Genomic DNA, 17,221 nt, shown 5'->3' on the forward strand with positions numbered 1-17,221 from the left:
GTGTGCCAGCCGATGTCGACCAGCTCGGACGAACCGAGGCCGGCGCCGGGGTTGGCGGCGCAGGCGGCGAGGAACGCGAGCGCCTCCGCCATGATGTTCTCGGCCTGGTGGGCGTGCTCGGGGTGGTCGGCGCGGATGCGCGCGGTGGGCCGGTCGAAGAGCTGCGGCGTGACCAGCATCGTGGCGTCGGCCAGGGTGGGGCGTTCGATGGTGATGGTCATGTCGTCCTCCCACAGGGATTTGGGATGCGCCCCGGGCCGGGGCGGCTTCGGCAGCACACACTTTCGGCAGTCCGCACTTTGTGCGGCTGCGGCCTCTAGTTGTTCTTACTGGTCAGCGAAGTGTGTACTACATACTTCGTAGGTCTAGACCGAGACATGGTCAACGAGTATGTAGTACATACTTCCGCTAAGGTGAGGTGGTGATCACATCAGGCGGCTATCGCGACGTGGCGGCCACAATCCGTCAGGCCATCCATGACGGCGTCTATCCGCGTGGCTCTCTGCTTCCCAATGAAGATCAGCTTGCCGAAGAACTCCACGTGAACCGGGCCACCGTCAACAAGGCTCTGCGCATCTTGAAGGGGGAGGGGCTGGTCTATGTGCACATGGGTGTGGGCACCTATGTTCATGCTCTGCCGCCTCTGTTGCGTGACGCCGCTGTACGGCATAGCCGTGATCACCGTGAACGTGGAGATGTTCGGGGATCCTTGGCGAGCGAGCTTGCCCAGCTCGGCCACGAGTTGAACTCTGCCAACACGGTCGGCCCCGGCCGCCCCCCACTGGACGTAGCCGATGTCCTGGGCGTCGACGCCGGCACCGACAGCGTCATCATCCGCGCGCGACGCATGAAGGCCGACGACGTCCCCATTCAGATCGCCATCAGCTACATCCCGCGGGACATCGCCGATGGGACGCCGATCGCCGAAGTCGACCCGGGAGTCGGCGGAATCAGCAGCCGCCTGGCCGAACTGGGGCATGCGCAGGTCGAGCTTGAGGAGAACGTCCGGGTCCGGCCGCCTACGCCCGATGAGGCGCGCTTTTTGCGGATGATCCCTGATCAGTGGGTGTACGAGATCTTCCATATCGGGTGGACGGCCAACGGTCGGGCCGTCAAGGTCACCACCTATGTGATGCCGACATATCAGTGGAATCTGCGCTACCGCTACCCTGCGGACCCTTCGTGACTGGTGGTCCTGGCTCTCTGTGGCCGGGATTCCGGTGAGCGGGACTCATCGCCAGGTCGACGTGCTGCACGATCTGGCCGATGGTGCCGTAGTGGCTGAGGGGGGCGGCTGTTCGCGGTCTGGGTGGCCTTGAGGCGTTGTCTCGCCCCGAGGAGGCCGCGGGGGCCGTGCCGGCGTGTCACGCCACAACTCTGCGCAAAACGGACAAAAGCATAGAAGGTGGACTGGTGGGCAGTAGGCCGGTGAGGGTTGGTTGCCCATCCACGAAAGCTCCGGACGTGGGGAAGCGTCCGGAGCTTTCGCGTGTCCGGGGTTCCGTCGCTAGGCGGTCTCGTCCAGGGGCGGGTAGGCGAAGTGGCGGGTGTCGGCGAACGTCTGGGGGCCGGTGAGCCGGTAGCCGTGGGCCGCCTCGCTGGTGGTGTGGTACGGCCCCACGTCCACGGTGTCCGCGATCGACCAGACGCCCTTCACCTGCTGCCTGACGACGTAGAGGAACTCGTTGAAGTCGAGGGAGGAGGAGACGAAGGTGTTGACCACGGTGAGCGAACGACGGCCCGCGGTCAGCGCCAGCGGCAGGTCGACGGCCTGGTCCCGCCAGCGGTAGGTGTTCTCGACGGGCAACGGGTGCCACATGCCGGCGGGGGCGCCGTTCACGGTGATGGCCGCCTGCTGCATGGAGATGCCGGCGTCCAGGCGGCGGATCAGGCGTACGCCGGTGTTGGCGGGGTCCACGGTCACCGTGAACCGGCTCGAACCTCCGGGGCCGAACGCGCGCCCGTCGTCCGAGACCGGCCGGCCCAGGGTGAGTGGCTCCACCTGCCGCGGCGCCATCCACAATCCGACCGCCACCCCGACCCCGACGGCCCCGGCCAGCACCACCGCCGCCACCCCGATCACCCTCCACCGCCCCGACCCCCGCGCCCCACCCGCCGAAGCCCCCACCCCGCCTGGAGCGGTCGCCACCCCATCCGCCGAGGTCGCCACCCTGCCTGCCGGAGCCGCCATTCCGGCCGGCGGAGTCGCGACCCCGCCTGGCGAGGCCGCCACCCCACCCGCCGCCGGACCGCCCGGCCCCCCGCCGACCGGGGAAGCGTCGGCGGGGAGAGCATCGGGCAGAGAAGCGTTGGCAGGGAGAACAAGAGGCAGAGGAGCGGCGGCGTGGGCCCTGCCGAGGGCGGGAACACCCTCCGCGGACGCCTTCGGCGTGTGCTCGCCGGCCGACGGCTCGCCACCAGGAGTTCCCTCACCAGGAGGCCTGGCGGCGGAATGCCCCCCGACGGGCAAAGCGCCCATCGGGGATGCGGCGCAAGGAAGGCCACCGACCGCCGAACCACCAGAAAGCCCGCCGAAAGCCAAACTGCAGGGACGCCTGTCGCCCCCCAACCCGCCGCCGGAAACAACCGGGAGTGCACCGCTGGGGAGGCCGCCCACCGTAAGCCCCCCGCTCGACAGGCTCTCGACTGGGAGACCGCCGGTCGGGGGGGTAGCTGATGGTTGACCGCCGCTGACGGGCGCGCCGACAGAAGGGGCACCGGCCGGAGGCAGCCCACTCCACGCCATCTGAGCATCTGTCGAGCGGCCTGTCCCGTCATGAGGCTCGGTGAAGCCTCCGGCGGGGTGGGCGGAGAGCCCCTCGGTAGGCAGGGCAGCGCCTCCAAGCGGCGCGTCAGCGGCTCCGCCAGGCGGGGTTGCAATTCCTTCGGACGGAATGGCGGCTCCGAAAGGTGGGGCAACGGCCCCAGGCGGTGTAGCACTTCCGACATGCTGGGAGCCGGCTTGGGCGAAGCCTCCAGGAGGCTCAGCATCCGGCAGAGACGTCCCTCCAGAAGGCGCGACGACCTCGCCGAGCCTGCCGGGGAGCGCAGGGCCCTGACCAGGCTCTCCAAGGGGCGTGGCGCCTTGGCCCGGTCCCCCGAGCGCTGCGGTGCTACCACTGGGCCCACCGAAAGACGCGGCGCCTTGGACGGGCCCTCCGGGAGGCGCGCCAGGCTCGGCGAAGTTCCCGACGAGCACGGCACCCGGTTGGCCCGGCCCCATGAGAGCCGCGGTATCCGGTTGGCCCGGCCCCGTGTGAGGCGTGGCACCAGGTTGGCCCAGTCCCGTGTGAGCTGGGGTGCCTGGCTGGCCCAGTCCCGCGGGGGTTGTGGTGCCTGGCTGGCCCAGTTCCGTGAGGGCTGTGGTGCCCGGGTGGCCCATCCCCTCAAGAGGCGGCATGTGCGGCGGGTGCGCGTCCACCAGGGGGCCGGGGGTCGGCTGGGTGGGGGCGGTGGGAGAGGCGGCGGGGGCCGGGAGAGTGGGGTTTTCGGGGGAGAAGGTTGTTGCGGCGAGTTGGAAGCCGTTGGGGGGCATGCGGGCGATCCGTACGCGTTCCCAGGCCCGTTCCCACTCCGGGACCCGATGATCGGGCACCCCGCAAGCCCGCAGGAACGTCACCATCACCGCCTTCTTCGGAAACCGTCGCCCGGCCAGCATGTCCGCGCAGGTCGCCCGGGGAAGCCGGGGCCCGCCCGCCCTGTCCGCCCGCGCCTGGAGCTCCCGCAGCGACACGTCGGCTCGCGCGAACTGCTCGGCCAGGAGCCTCACGAGGCCCTCATGACAGTTCACCGACTCCACGCCGGGTTCCGCGCCTTCCTGGTCCTCGCCCATCGCCCCTCTCCCCGACCGGCCGTGTCCTGTCCGACAGTGTACGAACGATGACCGTACGTGTCCGGGGGGATTTCAGTGGCGTCCGAGTCAGGCTCGCATGTGGACGACTCCGGACGAGCCTGTCCGCCCTGCTGTTGGACACCGGCGCCCGATGGCTTTCCTGGCATTCGAGCGCAGAACAGCGCCGAAACCCCGAGCAGTACGAGCAGAAGAGGAAGACGACATGAACAGGAAACTGGCCCTCGTCGCCGGTGTTGCCGCCGCCCTTTCCGGCCTTGTCATCCCGTCCGCCCCCGCCTCGGCCGGCAGCCTCCAGTGCAACAGCGGCCGGGCCCCGGAGGACGGCTACGTCGGCCGGGCCGACTGCCACAACCCCACCGGGCAGACCTGGGTGTACCGCGCCGTGATCACCTGCGGCTGGAGCCCGGACGTCGTCGGCCCGTGGGTCACTCTCGGCCCCGGCGGCTCGGGCAGGTCCGAGGGCAAATGCGCAAGCTGGGGCAGCGGCGTCGGCGCTGTCGGCGTCGACGAACGCCAGGCCTGACCCCGACGAACCAGCACCCTTCGCCAGGCCCGCCCGGCCCGGTCTGACGCGGCCGCCATGAAGCGCGACGGGCGGGGGACCGGTTTCGTCGTGCAAGAGCCGGGACGCGGTCGAGGTGGGCGGCACCTCGCCGGACATCCGCGCGAAGCGCCCCCCTTGCGTGGCGCGCGGGTGTCCACCGCGTTCCCCTTGCGCCGCGCACGGGTGCGCACCGCGTTCCTTCGCGGGTCACCGCGTTCCTTCGTGTGGCGCGCGGGTCACCGCGTTCCTTTGCGTGGCGCGCGGGTGTCCGCGTTCTCCTTATGTGGTGGACGGGTGTCCGCCACGCTCCCTTTGTCTGCCCCAGAGCTACCCGCTCTGTCCATCTCGTCACTGCGCTGGCGCCGACTGCGCGTCACCCCCTCTGGTGGTGCGCAGACGTCCGCGACGGACCCCCTCTGCCGCTGCGCCGGCGTCCGCCGCGGACACCCCTCCGTCGACTGCGCGAATGCCCGAAGCCGGGCGGCCTTTCCCTCGTTGCGTGCCTGGTCCAGGCGTTCGCGTGGGCAAAGGACGGCTGCTACTGTGGCGAGAGCCTCCGCAGGTGATTCCCCAGGCGAGACCTAGGTGGCATGATCGGATTTCGATTGTCGGAGGTACCTGGGGCATACTGGTGGCACCCGCCCGATCAGGTGAGTTACTAATGTGCTCCCAGCTTCGGGTATCCTCTACGGGCCGGGAGTTTCCGGCCAAGGCGGAGTAGCTCAGTCAGGCAGAGCAAACGGCTCATAATCGTTGTGTCGCCGGTTCAAGTCCGGCCTCCGCTACTACCCAATCCCAGGTCAGTCGGCCTGGGTACGGGTGTGTCCATGTCCCGAACGTAGAAAGGCACTCCCAAGTGGCTGCCACCGACGTTAGGCCGAAGATCACGCTGGCCTGCCAGGAGTGCAAGCACCGCAACTACATCACGCGGAAGAACCGGCGCAACGACCCGGATCGGCTTGAGCTGAAGAAGTACTGCCCGAACTGCCGCTGCCACCGCGCGCACCGCGAGACCCGCTAGCGGTACTTCTGCCTCCACATCGCACAACCGGCGTCCCGTCTGGGGCGCCGGTTTGTCGTGTTCTCACTGCCTTGAGCGTCCTTCCTGGGCGCTTTCGCCCTGGTATGGGCGCCCATCCTGGGCACTGACCCAGGCCCCGGCAAAAAGCACGCCATGAGCGGCGACAGCCGAACCTTGTTCTGTTACCGTCTGCCTCAGCAGCGCTCGTTGAAGACATACGAGGGAGCACTGATGGCCTTGAACCGTGACTTCGTGGGCAGGACCTACCCATCCGCCGCCCCGTACGAGGTCAGCCGGGGGAAGATCAAGGAGTTCGCGGCCGCGATCGGCGACCACAACCCGGTCTACCGCGACAGGGAGGCCGCCAGGGCCGCCGGATACCCCGACGTGATCGCGCCGCCCACGTTCCCCATCGTGTTCAGCCTGCAGGCGGGCGGCGAGGCGCTGGTCGATCCCGAGCTGGGTCTGAACCTGGCGATGGTGGTCCACGGCGAGCAGCGGTTCGAGTACGTCAGGCCCATCTGCGCGGGCGACGAGCTGGTCACCACCGCGACGATCACCGACATCCGGAGCGCGGGACGCAACGAGCTGCTGACGATCAGGAGCGACGTGACGACGGCCGCCGGAGAGCCGGTCTGCACCACCTACAACACGATCGTCGAGCGCGGAGGGGCGGGCTGAGATGGCGGCCACGGTGAGGTACGACGAGGTCGAGGTCGGGCAGGAGCTCCCCGTCGTGGACTACAACGTCCGGCGGCTGAACCTGGTCATGTACGCCGGCGCCTCCGGCGACTTCAACCAGATCCACTGGAACGAGCGCTTCGCCAGGACGGTCGGGCTGCCCGACGTGATCGCGCACGGCATGTTCACAATGGCGCAGGCGGGCCGGTACGTCACGGACTGGGCGGGCGATCCGGGCGCCGTGGTGGACTTCGGCGTGCGGTTCTCGTCGATGGTGATCGTGCCGGACGACGACCACGGGGCGACGATCTCGGTCGGCGGGGTCGTGGAGGAGAAGCTTGAGGACAAGCGGGTGGTCGTCGGGCTGACGGCCAAGGCGGGCGACGCGGAGGTCCTGTCGAAGGCGCGCGCGGTGATACAGCTCTCCTGATGCCGTGATATGTCGGGCAGGTCGCGGGTAGCCCGTGTTGTTATGAGTGAAGTTGCGCGACAGGTCTGGCCCACCGTCCGTTCCATCCCCGTGTCGTCCGTGACCGACACCAAGCCGCCCGCTCACCTGCGTCCCGCGTCCCCTGAGCAGGTGGGAGGCAGCAGCGGCAGCGGACGGGACACCACCGGCGGCTCCGCCACCGGGGTCGGCACCGGACGGGCCCGGCCCAGAGGCGTGGGCGCGCACGGGAACCCCGCCGCCGCGCTGGGCTTCTCGGGCGACCCCGGCCAGCACGGCGACCCCGACGACACGATGCTGCACGCCCAGCGCGTCTGGGACGCCACCCTCGCCACGAACCGCATGGACGACCTGGGCGTCAACACCGAGCGCCAGCGCGTCGAGACCAGGGACGTGACGGTCTCCGTCGGGCTGCTCGTGGATGGCCGGCCTGAGGACGTGCTGGCGTGCGTTCAGTCGGTGATCGACCACACGCACACCCGGATCCTGGCCCTCGACCTGGGGAACGTCGACGGCGCGGGAGACGTCCTGGACGAGCTGGCCGCGCGGTACCCGGAGCGGATCGCGGTGTGGCACGTTGCCGAGACCTCGCGGGCGGACGGGGGCACGGCGGGGTGGGGTGAGGGGCGTACCAAGCTGTTGCGGCTGGACGAGTCCGAGGTGCACGTGCTGATGGAGACCTCGCTCGCGCTGACCGGCGACGCGGTGACGCCGCTGGTGGCGGCCATCGTGGAAGGGGCGGTGGCGGCGGGCTGGCGGGCGGCCGAGGCCGAGGAGCCCGGCAGGGTCCAGGCGTTGCGCTGCGACCTGATGGCGGTGCGCAGGGCGGCGGCGCTGGGCGCGTTCCCCGAGGACGCGGAGCGCGGCGAGGACGCCGACCTGGAGTTCTCCCACGCGCTTGAGGGCAGCCTCGTGGTGCCCGAAGGTCCGCTCCCGGTCCTCCGGCTCGACTCCGAGCACCACGGCGAGCAGGCCCTCCACGGCTGAGCCCACCCCAAGCCCCCCAACCTGCGAAAGCCCCCCGAACGGGCGGACGCACCCACGGGAAGGGGAGCCTCCCGGATGGGGGTGCGGCTCGGGTGGGGTGCTGCCCGGCTGGGAATGCCACCCGGAGGGAGTGCTGCCCGGAGGGGGTGCTGCCCGGCTGGGAATGCCACCCGGACGGGGTGCTGCCCGGGTGGGAGTGCTGCCCGGACAGGATGCTGTTCGGGTGGAGGGGGCGGTGGAGGGGGTGCTGGGTGGGCTGGGGGGCTCATAAGCTTGGGGCTCATGGAGATGCTCGCGCCGCACACCACCCTGGGCCTGGGCGGCCCCGCCCGCGACTTCGCCGAGGCAGTCACGGCGGAGCAGCTCGTGTCCCTCGTCGCCGAGGCCGACATGAACGGGGTGCCGACCCTGGTGCTCGGCGGTGGCAGCAACGTGGTGATCGGTGACGACGGCTTCGACGGGCTGGTCGTCAAGGTGGCCACCGAGGGCGTGACGGTCTCCAGGGACGGCGAGCAGGTGCTGCTCACGGTCGAGGCGGGCCAGGACTGGGATGTGCTGGTCGAGCGGGCCGTGGCCGAGGGATGGTCCGGCATCGAGTGCATGTCCGGCATTCCGGGCCTGGTGGGCTCGACCCCGATCCAGAACGTCGGCGCGTACGGCCAGGAGGTGGCGCAGACCATCAGGTGCGTACGGGCCTACGACCGGCTCACCCGGCAGGTGGTCGACCTGGAGGCGCGCCAGTGCGGGTTCTCCTACCGCGACAGCGCCTTCAAGCGGGACCTGTCGCGGCACGTGGTGCTCGCGGTGACGTACGCGCTGGACGTGTCGGACCTGTCCGGGCCGGTGGCCTACCAGGAGCTGGCCGGGCGGCTCGGGGTGGAGCTCGGCGGCCGCGTGCCCCTCGGCCTGGCCCGTGAGGGCGTCCTGGGGCTGCGGCGGGGCAAGGGCATGGTCTTCGACCCGGCGTCCGACCCCGACAGCCGCAGCGCGGGCTCGTTCTTCACCAACCCGATCCTGACCGCCGAGCACGCCGACGAGCTGGCCGGACGCGCGCCCGGCCACCCGCGCTGGGACATGCCCGACGGCCGCGTCAAGGTGCCGGCCGCCTGGCTGATCGAGCAGGCGGGCTTCCCCAAGGGCTACGAGCGCGGCCCGGTGCGCATCTCCACCAAGCACACGCTGGCCCTCACCAACCCGGTGGGCGCCGCCACCACGGCCGACCTGCTGGCGCTGGCCGCGGAGGTGCGCGACGGGGTGCGGGAGAAGTTCGGCGTCACGCTCGTCAACGAGCCGGTGCTGGTCGGCTGCACGCTGGCGGACGACCTGGGGGAATGACGGCTCTGCGTGGGCTGTTATGGTGTGTTGGTAATTCCGAAGGGGAGTAGTCCCAATCGTGTGATCGACATACTGGCGCGTGATCGCGCCCGGTCACACGGGCCTGAACGGGCGGACGAGACCTTCGGCCTGGCAGTCATGACACAAAGACGCTGCCGGGCCGAAAGTCGTGCCCGAAGATCCCCCGGGTGCCTGCTTCCGGTCTGGTCGCGCGGAAGAGGACCGGTTGGACGCGTTCTGGATCAGTCTCGCGGTCATTTTCGTGGCCGAGCTCGGTGACAAGAGCCAGCTCATGGCGATGACGTTCGCCACCCGTTTCAAGCCTTGGCCCGTGCTCGCGGGCATCACCATCGCCACCACGGTCGTGCACCTGCTGAGCGTGGGTGTGGGCGAGCTGGTCGGGAAGGCGCTGCCGACGACGGCCATCTCGATCGTGGCCGGCATCGCCTTCCTCGGGTTCGCCCTGTGGACGTTGCGGGGCGACGAGCTGACCAAGGAGGAGGAGGACAAGGCCCGCCGTACGACCAGGAACGTCCTGGTCGCGGTGACCGTGGCGTTCTTCCTGAGCGAGCTGGGCGACAAGACGATGCTCGCCACGATCACCCTGGCCACGCAGCACGGCTGGTTCGGCACGTGGATCGGCTCGACTGTCGGCATGGTCGCCGCCGACGCCCTGGCCATCCTCGTGGGCCGCCTGCTCGGCAAGCACCTCCCCGAGAAGGTCATCCGGTACGGCGCCGCCGCCGCGTTCGCGGTCTTCGGCATCGTGCTGCTCGTCGACGCGATCCTCTAGGAGCGCGGCGGCAGCGCCTGGTGGACGTCGGCGAGCAGGCCGAGCACGGGCTCCCTGCTCTCCCGGGCGAAGGCGGCCTCCACCGCGCGCGCCGCGGGCCCGCCGGCGAGCCAGGCGAGGACCTGGGCGTGGGCGGGGGCGTCGCGGTCCCAGAAGGCGTTGGTCAGCCGCCGCCCGGACAGGCCGCCGGTGACGAAGTCGTGCAGGTGGGCGATCGCCGCGTCGCTCTCCAGCCCGGCCCAGGCGTCGAGGAAGGGCGCGAGGTCCACGCCGGTGGCGGCGACGGCGCACAGCACGGTGTCGGCCGGCGGGCGGGACGGATGGCGGTGCAGCGTGTCGTGCCACCACTCGTGCAGGAACGCGGTGACGGCCGTGCGTTCGGCGGCCGGCCAGTCGTGCCAGCCCGCGACGGCGAGCTTGCCGAGGACGATCTCCGGGTCGGGATAGGAGAAGGCGTCGGCCGCCGCGCATTCGAGCAGGCGCGGGAGGAAGTAGCGGAACTCGGGGACGTCACCCCACGTGGTGAGCGCCTTGGCCGCGTAACGGGCCAGCGAGCCGGCCTCGATCGCCGAGACCGGCCCGGACAGCAGGCACGCCTCCTCGCCCGGCTCCACGCAATGGGGACAGCCGGACACGCTCGCGGGCCGGCCGACGGCTCCGAACACCTCGTAGAGCCGCCCGAGGGCCGTCACCCTCAGTCGAGGGTGAAGTAGTCGGGGCCCGCGTAGCGGCCCGTGGCGAGCTTCTCGCGCTGCATGAGCAGGTCGTTGAGCAGCGAGGACGCGCCCAGCCTGAACCAGTCGGGGGAGAGCCAGTCGTCGCCCGCCGTCTCGTTGACCAGCACCAGGTTCTTGATGGCGTCCTTGGTCGTGCGGATGCCGCCGGCCGGCTTGACGCCCACCTGGCGGCCGGTCGCGTCGCGGAAGTCGCGCACCGCCTCCAGCATGATCAGCGTCACCGGCAGCGTGGCCGCCGGGGACACCTTGCCGGTCGAGGTCTTGATGAAGTCGGCGCCCGCGATCATGGCCAGCCAGGACGCCCGGCGCACGTTGTCGTACGTCGCCAGCTCGCCCGTCTCCAGGATCACCTTCAGGTGCGCGGGACCGCAGGCGGCCTTGATCGCGACGATCTCGTCGTAGACCTTCATGTAGTCGCCGGACAGGAACGCGCCGCGGTCGATCACCATGTCGATCTCGTCGGCGCCCGCGCCCACGGCCAGCGCCGTGTCGCTCACCTTGACCTCCAGCGAGGAGCGCCCGCTGGGGAACGCGGTGGCGACCGAGGCCACCTTGACCCCCGACCCGGCCACCGCCTGGACGGCCACCGGCACCATGTCGGGATAGACGCACACCGCCGCCACCCTGGGGGCGCCGCCGCCCGGGTGCACGGCCTTGGTGCACATGGCCCGGACCTTGCCCGCCGTGTCGGCGCCTTCGAGCGTCGTCAGGTCGACCATGGAGATGGCCAGGTCGATGGCCTGGGCCTTGGCCGTGGTCTTGATGGAACGGGTGCCGAGCATGGCCGCCCGCTGGTCGGCGCCCACCCGGTCGACTCCGGGAAGGCCGTGCAGGAAGGCGCGCAGCGTCGCGTGGGACGAGGCGACGTCCGCGAGCGAGGTAGTCACAGTTGACACCTTCACAGCATCGCCGACCAGGGCCACTACCTCCAAACCGGACGGACGGGAACGCCGCCTAAGGCGGGACGGGCCCCGATCTAGGTATGTCCCGCCCTGGGTGCGCCCGCAGATAGGGCATCCACCCGATGTGCCGGGCCGGGCCTTAGGCCGAACATTGAAGATGTCAGGGAAAAGCAGCACATGTTCAGGAGAACAAGATGAACCCCGAACTCGAGTACGAGCTCATGAAGTCCTACGCCAGCGAGCTCCGGCAGGCCGCCGCCGAGCACCGCCGAGTACGCGAGGCCATGAAGGGAAACAAGACCGAGCGGCGCTCGGTCTTCGGCAAGCGCCGTTCGTCATGACCGCCCCAAGAGTGCCCGGCCGCGTCATCGCATGTGGCGGCCGGGCCTCTGCACCCCCCTAAACCCGTCGAATGCGATTGATAGGGCATGGCATGCTGAACGACATGCTGGGACGTTCGGTGAGTCCCGTCTTCGTCGGGCGGGCGGAGGAGCTCGTCGCTCTCGGAGAGAGCTTCGACGAGGCGCGTAAGGGCACGGTGACGTCCGTGCTCATGGGCGGAGAGGCTGGGGTCGGCAAGAGCCGGCTCGTGCAGCGCTTCGCCGAGACCTGCGTGGCCGATGGCGCGCAGGTGCTGGTCGGTGGCTGCGTGGAGTTGTCGGCCGAGGGTCTGGCGTACGCGCCCTTCACCGCCGCGCTCAGGCAGCTCGTCAGAGAGCAGGGCCCCGCCGCGGTGGCCGCGCTGCTGCCCGAAGGGGGCCAGCGCGATCTGGCCAGGCTGCTGCCGGAGTTCGGCGAGCCCAGCGGCGACGGCGAGACCGACACGGGCCGCGCCCGGCTCTTCGAGCAGTTCCTCACCCTCCTCGAACGCCTCGCGGACAGCCGCCCCACGATCCTCGTCATCGAGGACATCCACTGGGCCGACCGGTCCAGCCGCGACCTGATCGCCTTTCTCAGCCGCAACCTGCACGCCCCGCAGGTGCTCATCGTCATGACCTACCGCTCCGACGACCTGCACCGGCAGCATCCGCTGCGCCCGGTGCTGGCCGAGCTCGGACGCGTCAACGGCGTCCACCGCCTGGACCTGCCCCGCCTGTCGCGCGACGAGGTGGCCGCCCAGATGGCCGGCATCCTCGGCGCCGCCCCCGAATACGTGAAGGTCCAGAAGGTCTACGAACGCAGCGAGGGCATTCCGCTGTTCGTGGAGGCCCTGCTCGACAGCGGCGAGGACTGCACGTTCCCCGAGTCGATGCAGGACCTCATCCTCAACGCCGTCGAACGGTTGCCCGAGGAGACCCAGCGCGTCCTGCGCATGGCCGCGGCGGGCGGCAACCGGGTCGGTCACGCGCTGCTGGCCGCCGTCAGCGGGCTGTCGGAGATCGAGCTGGAGGCGGCCCTGCGCCCCGCCATCGCCGGGAACGTGCTGCAGATCGCCGACAACCGCGCCTACGTCTTCCGGCACGCGCTGATCCGGGAGGCCGTGCACGAGGAACTGCTGCCGGGCGAACACCAGCGCCTGCACTCCAGGTACGCCGAGGAGATCTCCAAGGACCGCTCGCTCGTCCCGCCCGGTCGCGCCGCCGTCGAGCTGGCCCACCACTGGTACGGGGCCCGCAACGACCTCTGGGCCCTGGTGTCGGCCTGGGAGGCCGCGCAGAAGTCGTTCAAGGCGTACGCCTACACCGAGGCCGTGCCGCTGCTGGAACGTGTGCTCATGCTCTGGGACCGGGTCCCCGACGCCGCCCGGCGCATCGGCGTGGACCACACCGCCGTGCTCGAACGCGCCTCCGAGGCCGCGAACGCCGGCGGCGAGGTGGACAAGGGCGTGAAGTTCGTCAAGGCCGCCCTCGCCGAGCTGGACGAGAACGAGGAACCGGACCGGGTGGCCCAGCTCATCGTCCGCCAGGCGTCGTTCAAGGTGTCCAAGGGCCAGATGGGCGTCATCGAGTTGCTCCGGCACGCCCTGCGACTGGTGCCCGAGCCGTGCCCGGTGCGCGCGGAGGTCGTCATGACGCTGAGCAGGCAGCTCATGCTGCGCGGCCACGTCGCCGAGGCCGACGAGCTGATCGTCGAGGGCCTCGACCTGGTCAGGCGGTCCGGCGACCGGTGCCTCGAAGCCGACCTGCTGATGAACATGGCGCTCGGCCACTCGCTGCGGGGTGAGCTGGAGCGGGTCATCGCCGTCAACGAGCAGGCGATCGGCCTCGGCAAGGACGAGGGTTCGGGCCGGATCATCATCAGGGCGCTCGGCAACAACATCGACTCCCTGATCGACATGGGCCGCGCCGAGGAGGCCCTGCGCCTGTCGGAGGAGGCCTGGCGCTACGCCAAGAAGTACGGTCGGCTGCGCGGCAGCGGGCTGTTCATCCTCAACAACTGGGCCGAGGCGCTGGAGTCCCTCGGCCGCTGGGACGAGGCGCTCGACCGCGTGGAGAGCACGCTCAACTACGGGCCGGTCCTGCGCACCCGGTACGCCGTGCTGCGCGTCCGGGCCGACATCGGGCTGGCCAGGGGCGAGGTGCAGCTCGTCGAGGGCATCCTGTCGGAGATCGGCGTGCTCAAGGACCGCCCTGAGGACTTCGTCCAGGACGTCATCAGCAACGCGCGCCTGCACATCGGCTGGCACCTGCTCAAGGGCGAGCCGTGGGCGGCGCTGGCCGTGGCCGAGCGGGCGCTGTCGCATCCGCGGCTGCCGAGCAAGGCCATGCTGGGCTGGCGGCTGCTCTCCCTGCTGCGCACGGTCTGCGACGCGGCGGAAGACCTCGAACCCGACCGGACCGCCGCGGTCCGGGCGCACGCCGCCGAGCTGGCGGCCGAGCTGACGATCAGCGGGCCGGTGGCGGATGCGTACCGGCTGTCCTACAGCGGTGACTTCGACGCCTCGGCGGCGGCGTGGGAGCGGCTGATGCGCCCGCACAACCAGGCCAAGGCCCTGCTGCGCGCGGCCGGCGCCGCGGCCAGGAGCGGCGACAGGGAGGGCGCGGCGACCCGGCTCCGGCAGGCGCGCCCGCTCGCCGTCGAGCTGCGCGCCACCCCGCTGGTCGAGGAGATCGAGGCGTTGTCGCGCCGCGTGGGCGGCGGCCAGCAGGCCCAGGAGACGGCGTCGGAGCTGCTGACGCCGCGTGAGCTGGAGGTTCTGCGCCTGGTGACCCAGGGCCGCACCAACAGGGACATCGCCGCCCAACTGTTCATCTCGGCGAAGACGGTCAGCGTGCACGTGTCGAACATCCTGGCCAAGCTGGGTGTCACCACGCGCGGAGAGGCCGCCGCGGCGGCGCATCGCCTGTCCCTCCTCACGTAGGAGCTCCAGGCCCCTCGGAGCACTCGGACCGACCGTCTACGCTGGCAAGGTGATGTCCCTATACCTCACCCTGGGCTGACGGCGATGTTCGACTACGCACCCGCGCCAGAGTCGCGCGACATTGTCGACCTCAAGCCGTCGTACGGGTTGTTCATCAACGGTGAGTTCGTGGACGGCTCCGGCTCTCCCTTCAAGACGGTCAACCCGGCGACGGAGGAGAAGCTGGCGGAAGTCGCCTCCGCCTCCTCCGACGACGTCGACCGGGCCGTGCAGGCGGCGCGCAAGGCGTTCGGCGTGTGGAGCGCCCTGCCGGGCGCCGAGCGGGCCAAGTACCTGTTCCGCATCGCGCGCCTGATCCAGGAGCGGGCCCGCGAGCTGGCCGTCCTGGAGTCGCTCGACAACGGCAAGCCGATCCGCGAGTCGCGCGACGTCGACCTGCCGCTGGTCGCGGCCCACTTCTTCTACTACGCGGGCTGGTCCGACAAGCTGGCCTACGCCGGGTTCGGTACCAAGCCGCTCGGTGTGGCCGGTCAGGTCATCCCGTGGAACTTCCCGCTGCTCATGCTGGCCTGGAAGATCGCTCCCGCGCTGGCCTGCGGCAACACGGTCGTGCTCAAGCCGGCCGAGACCACGCCGCTGACCGCGCTGCTGTTCGCGGAGATCTGCCAGCAGGCCGAGCTGCCGCCGGGCGTGGTCAACATCGTGACCGGCGCGGGCGACACCGGCGCCGCGCTGGTGGCCCATCCCGACGTCAACAAGGTGGCCTTCACCGGCTCCACAGAGGTCGGCCGGATCATCGCCCGCACGGTCGCGGGCACCGGCAAGAAGCTCACGCTGGAGCTCGGCGGCAAGGCCGCGAACATCGTCTTCGAGGACGCCGCCATCGACCAGGCGGTCGAGGGCATCGTCAACGGCATCTTCTTCAACCAGGGCCACGTCTGCTGCGCGGGCTCCCGGCTGCTGGTGCAGGAGTCCGTCCACGACGAGCTGCTGGAGTCGCTGAAGCGGCGGCTCGGCACGCTGCGGCTCGGCGACCCGCTCGACAAGAACACCGACATCGGCGCGATCAACTCGGCCGAGCAGCTCGCCAAGATCCGCGAGCTGTCCGAGGCCGGGGCCGACGAGGGCGCCGAGCGCTGGTCGCCCGCGTGCGAGCTGCCCGACCGGGGCTACTGGTTCCCGCCCACCCTGTTCACCGGGGTCGCCCAGTCCCACCGGATCGCCCGGGAGGAGATCTTCGGGCCGGTGTTGTCCGTGCTGACCTTCCGTACCCCCGCGGAGGCCGTGGAGAAGGCCAACAACACCCCGTACGGGCTCTCTGCCGGCATCTGGACGGAGAAGGGCTCGCGCATCCTGTGGATGGCCGACCGGCTGCGGGCCGGGGTCGTCTGGGCCAACACGTTCAACAAGTTCGACCCCACCTCGCCGTTCGGCGGCTACAAGGAGTCGGGGTACGGCCGTGAAGGCGGTCTCGCGGGGCTGGAGGCCTACCTTGACGTGTGATCATCGCCGTGCCCGGCGGTCCGGGCGGCGTGCCCAGGCCACCGGCGGCCACGCCTTCGCCCGTGCCGGCCGGCCCGTACGCGTCGGCTGGTTCGCCCACCGCTGCGGCGTCAGCAGGTGCGGCCAGGTGTTCGCCCCGGTTCAGACGACGCAGGAGTCCACGTGGAGAGGTCGGGGCGATGAGTAGGTTGTCCGTCAGAAAGACCTACAAGCTGTACATCGGCGGGGCCTTCCCGCGCTCGGAGAGTGGGAGGTCCTATCCCGTGACCTCGCCCAAGGGCGACTTCCTCGCCAACGCCTCGCGCGCCTCACGCAAGGACGCGCGTGACGCCGTGGTGGCCGCGCGCAAGGCGTTCCCCGGCTGGTCCGGCGCGACCCCCTACAACAGGGGGCAGATCCTCTACCGCGTCGCCGAGATGCTGGAGGGGCGGCGCGGGCAGTTCGCCGAGGAGCTGGGCACGGGCAAGAAGGCCGCCCTTGAGTCGGTGGACGCGGCGGTCGACCGGCTGGTCTGGTACGCGGGCTGGTCGGACAAGATCACGTCGGTGCGCGGGTCGGCGAACCCGGTGGCGGGGCCGTACCTCAACCTGTCCTCGCCGGAGCCGACCGGGGTCGTGGCCGTGGTGGCGCCCGCCGATCCGCTGCTCGGGCTGGTGTCCGTGGTCGCGCCGGTGATCGTCACCGGGAACACGTGCGTCGTGGTCGCCTCCGAGCCCTCACCGCTCGCCTCGATCACGCTGGCCGAGGTGCTGGCCACGTCCGACCTGCCGGGCGGGGTGGTCAACATCCTGACCGGACGGCAGGCCGAGCTGGCGCCCTGGCTGGCCGCGCACATGGACGTCAACGGCCTCGACCTGACCGGCGTCGAGGACGCCGACCTGGCGCTGCGCTGCGAGCAGGAGGCGGCCGAGAACCTCAAGCGCGTGCTGCGTCCCGTGCGCGAGGACTGGACGGCCGATCCGGGGCTCGGGCGCATGACGCGGTTCCTGGAGACCAAGACCGTCTGGCATCCGGCCGGCGTCTAGATGGTTGAGTCCAAGGGGTCCGGGTGATCAGTGGTCGTAGCGAGTGAGTGACCTCTTGACCGGCTGGCCGGTGTGATCGTTGTGCCAGATA

The 17,221-nt window shown here is 70.6% G+C and carries 15 protein-coding genes and 1 tRNA gene; 13 read left to right on the forward strand and 3 right to left on the reverse strand.

What is annotated here, in order from left to right; genetic code table 11:
• Positions 1-421: 421 nt before the first annotated feature.
• A complete protein-coding gene (locus AB0J97_RS47105; protein ID WP_364102613.1) occupies positions 422-1,186 on the forward strand; it encodes a GntR family transcriptional regulator in 765 nt (254 codons plus the stop codon).
• Positions 1,187-1,507: 321 nt separating this feature from the next.
• Here AB0J97_RS47105 and AB0J97_RS47110 read toward each other — a convergent pair whose 3' ends face one another.
• Positions 1,508-2,074 carry a hypothetical protein gene (locus tag AB0J97_RS47110; RefSeq protein WP_364102616.1) on the reverse strand — a complete coding sequence of 189 codons (567 nt, stop codon included), beginning with the start codon at positions 2,072-2,074 and terminating at the stop codon, positions 1,508-1,510.
• A 1,981-nt stretch (positions 2,075-4,055) separates the two neighbouring features.
• Between AB0J97_RS47110 and AB0J97_RS47115 the strand changes: the two genes are divergently transcribed.
• The 8 genes from AB0J97_RS47115 (at position 4,056) to AB0J97_RS47150 (ending at position 9,662) form a co-directional block, all read left to right on the forward strand.
• Positions 4,056-4,376 (forward strand): hypothetical protein, encoded by a 321-nt coding sequence (locus tag AB0J97_RS47115; protein ID WP_364102619.1) that lies wholly within the window; start codon positions 4,056-4,058, stop codon positions 4,374-4,376.
• Positions 4,377-5,108: 732 nt separating this feature from the next.
• Positions 5,109-5,182 (forward strand) — tRNA-Met (locus AB0J97_RS47120).
• A gap of 71 nt (positions 5,183-5,253) precedes the next feature.
• Entirely contained in the window at positions 5,254-5,418 is a 165-nt protein-coding gene (gene rpmG, locus AB0J97_RS47125; RefSeq protein ID WP_019632658.1) for a 50S ribosomal protein L33, read from the forward strand.
• A gap of 231 nt (positions 5,419-5,649) precedes the next feature.
• On the forward strand, positions 5,650-6,099 hold the full coding sequence (locus tag AB0J97_RS47130; RefSeq protein ID WP_357706335.1) for a MaoC family dehydratase N-terminal domain-containing protein: 450 nt from the start codon (positions 5,650-5,652) through the stop codon (positions 6,097-6,099).
• Position 6,100: 1 nt separating this feature from the next.
• Entirely contained in the window at positions 6,101-6,529 is a 429-nt protein-coding gene (locus AB0J97_RS47135; protein ID WP_357706336.1) for a MaoC family dehydratase, read from the forward strand.
• 99 nt (positions 6,530-6,628) lie between these two features.
• A complete protein-coding gene (locus tag AB0J97_RS47140; RefSeq protein ID WP_357706337.1) occupies positions 6,629-7,534 on the forward strand; it encodes a hypothetical protein in 906 nt (301 codons plus the stop codon).
• Between the two features lie 282 nt (positions 7,535-7,816).
• Positions 7,817-8,869 (forward strand): UDP-N-acetylmuramate dehydrogenase, encoded by a 1,053-nt coding sequence (locus AB0J97_RS47145; protein ID WP_357706338.1) that lies wholly within the window; start codon positions 7,817-7,819, stop codon positions 8,867-8,869.
• A gap of 226 nt (positions 8,870-9,095) precedes the next feature.
• A complete protein-coding gene (locus AB0J97_RS47150; protein WP_357706339.1) occupies positions 9,096-9,662 on the forward strand; it encodes a TMEM165/GDT1 family protein in 567 nt (188 codons plus the stop codon).
• On the opposite strand, the gene AB0J97_RS47155 is transcribed toward AB0J97_RS47150, so the two are convergent.
• Both AB0J97_RS47155 and deoC read right to left on the reverse strand, forming a co-directional pair.
• Entirely contained in the window at positions 9,659-10,354 is a 696-nt protein-coding gene (locus tag AB0J97_RS47155; RefSeq protein WP_364102625.1) for a hypothetical protein, read from the reverse strand. The two genes, AB0J97_RS47150 and AB0J97_RS47155, sit on opposite strands and share 4 nt — an antisense overlap.
• A 2-nt stretch (positions 10,355-10,356) precedes the next feature.
• The gene (gene deoC, locus AB0J97_RS47160; RefSeq protein WP_357706341.1) at positions 10,357-11,286 is read right to left on the reverse strand and encodes a deoxyribose-phosphate aldolase; all 930 of its coding nucleotides are present in this window, start codon (positions 11,284-11,286) and stop codon (positions 10,357-10,359) included.
• A 209-nt stretch (positions 11,287-11,495) separates the two neighbouring features.
• Here deoC and AB0J97_RS47165 point away from each other — a divergent pair, with 209 nt between their 5' ends.
• From AB0J97_RS47165 to AB0J97_RS47180, 4 genes are all read left to right on the forward strand, one after another.
• Complete coding sequence (locus tag AB0J97_RS47165; protein ID WP_357706342.1) at positions 11,496-11,642, forward strand: hypothetical protein; 147 nt, start codon at positions 11,496-11,498, stop codon at positions 11,640-11,642.
• A 104-nt stretch (positions 11,643-11,746) separates the two neighbouring features.
• Complete coding sequence (locus AB0J97_RS47170; RefSeq protein WP_364102628.1) at positions 11,747-14,602, forward strand: AAA family ATPase; 2,856 nt, start codon at positions 11,747-11,749, stop codon at positions 14,600-14,602.
• Between the two features lie 84 nt (positions 14,603-14,686).
• Positions 14,687-16,105: an aldehyde dehydrogenase family protein gene (locus AB0J97_RS47175; protein WP_364102631.1), complete on the forward strand. Its 1,419-nt coding sequence runs from the start codon at positions 14,687-14,689 to the stop codon at positions 16,103-16,105.
• Positions 16,106-16,284: 179 nt separating this feature from the next.
• Positions 16,285-17,130 carry an aldehyde dehydrogenase family protein gene (locus AB0J97_RS47180; RefSeq protein WP_357706345.1) on the forward strand — a complete coding sequence of 282 codons (846 nt, stop codon included), beginning with the start codon at positions 16,285-16,287 and terminating at the stop codon, positions 17,128-17,130.
• Positions 17,131-17,221 lie beyond the last annotated feature (91 nt).

This window comes from Nonomuraea sp. NPDC049607 (genome assembly GCF_040675375.1).
In the GTDB taxonomy this organism is placed as follows: Bacteria; Actinomycetota; Actinomycetes; order Streptosporangiales; family Streptosporangiaceae; genus Nonomuraea.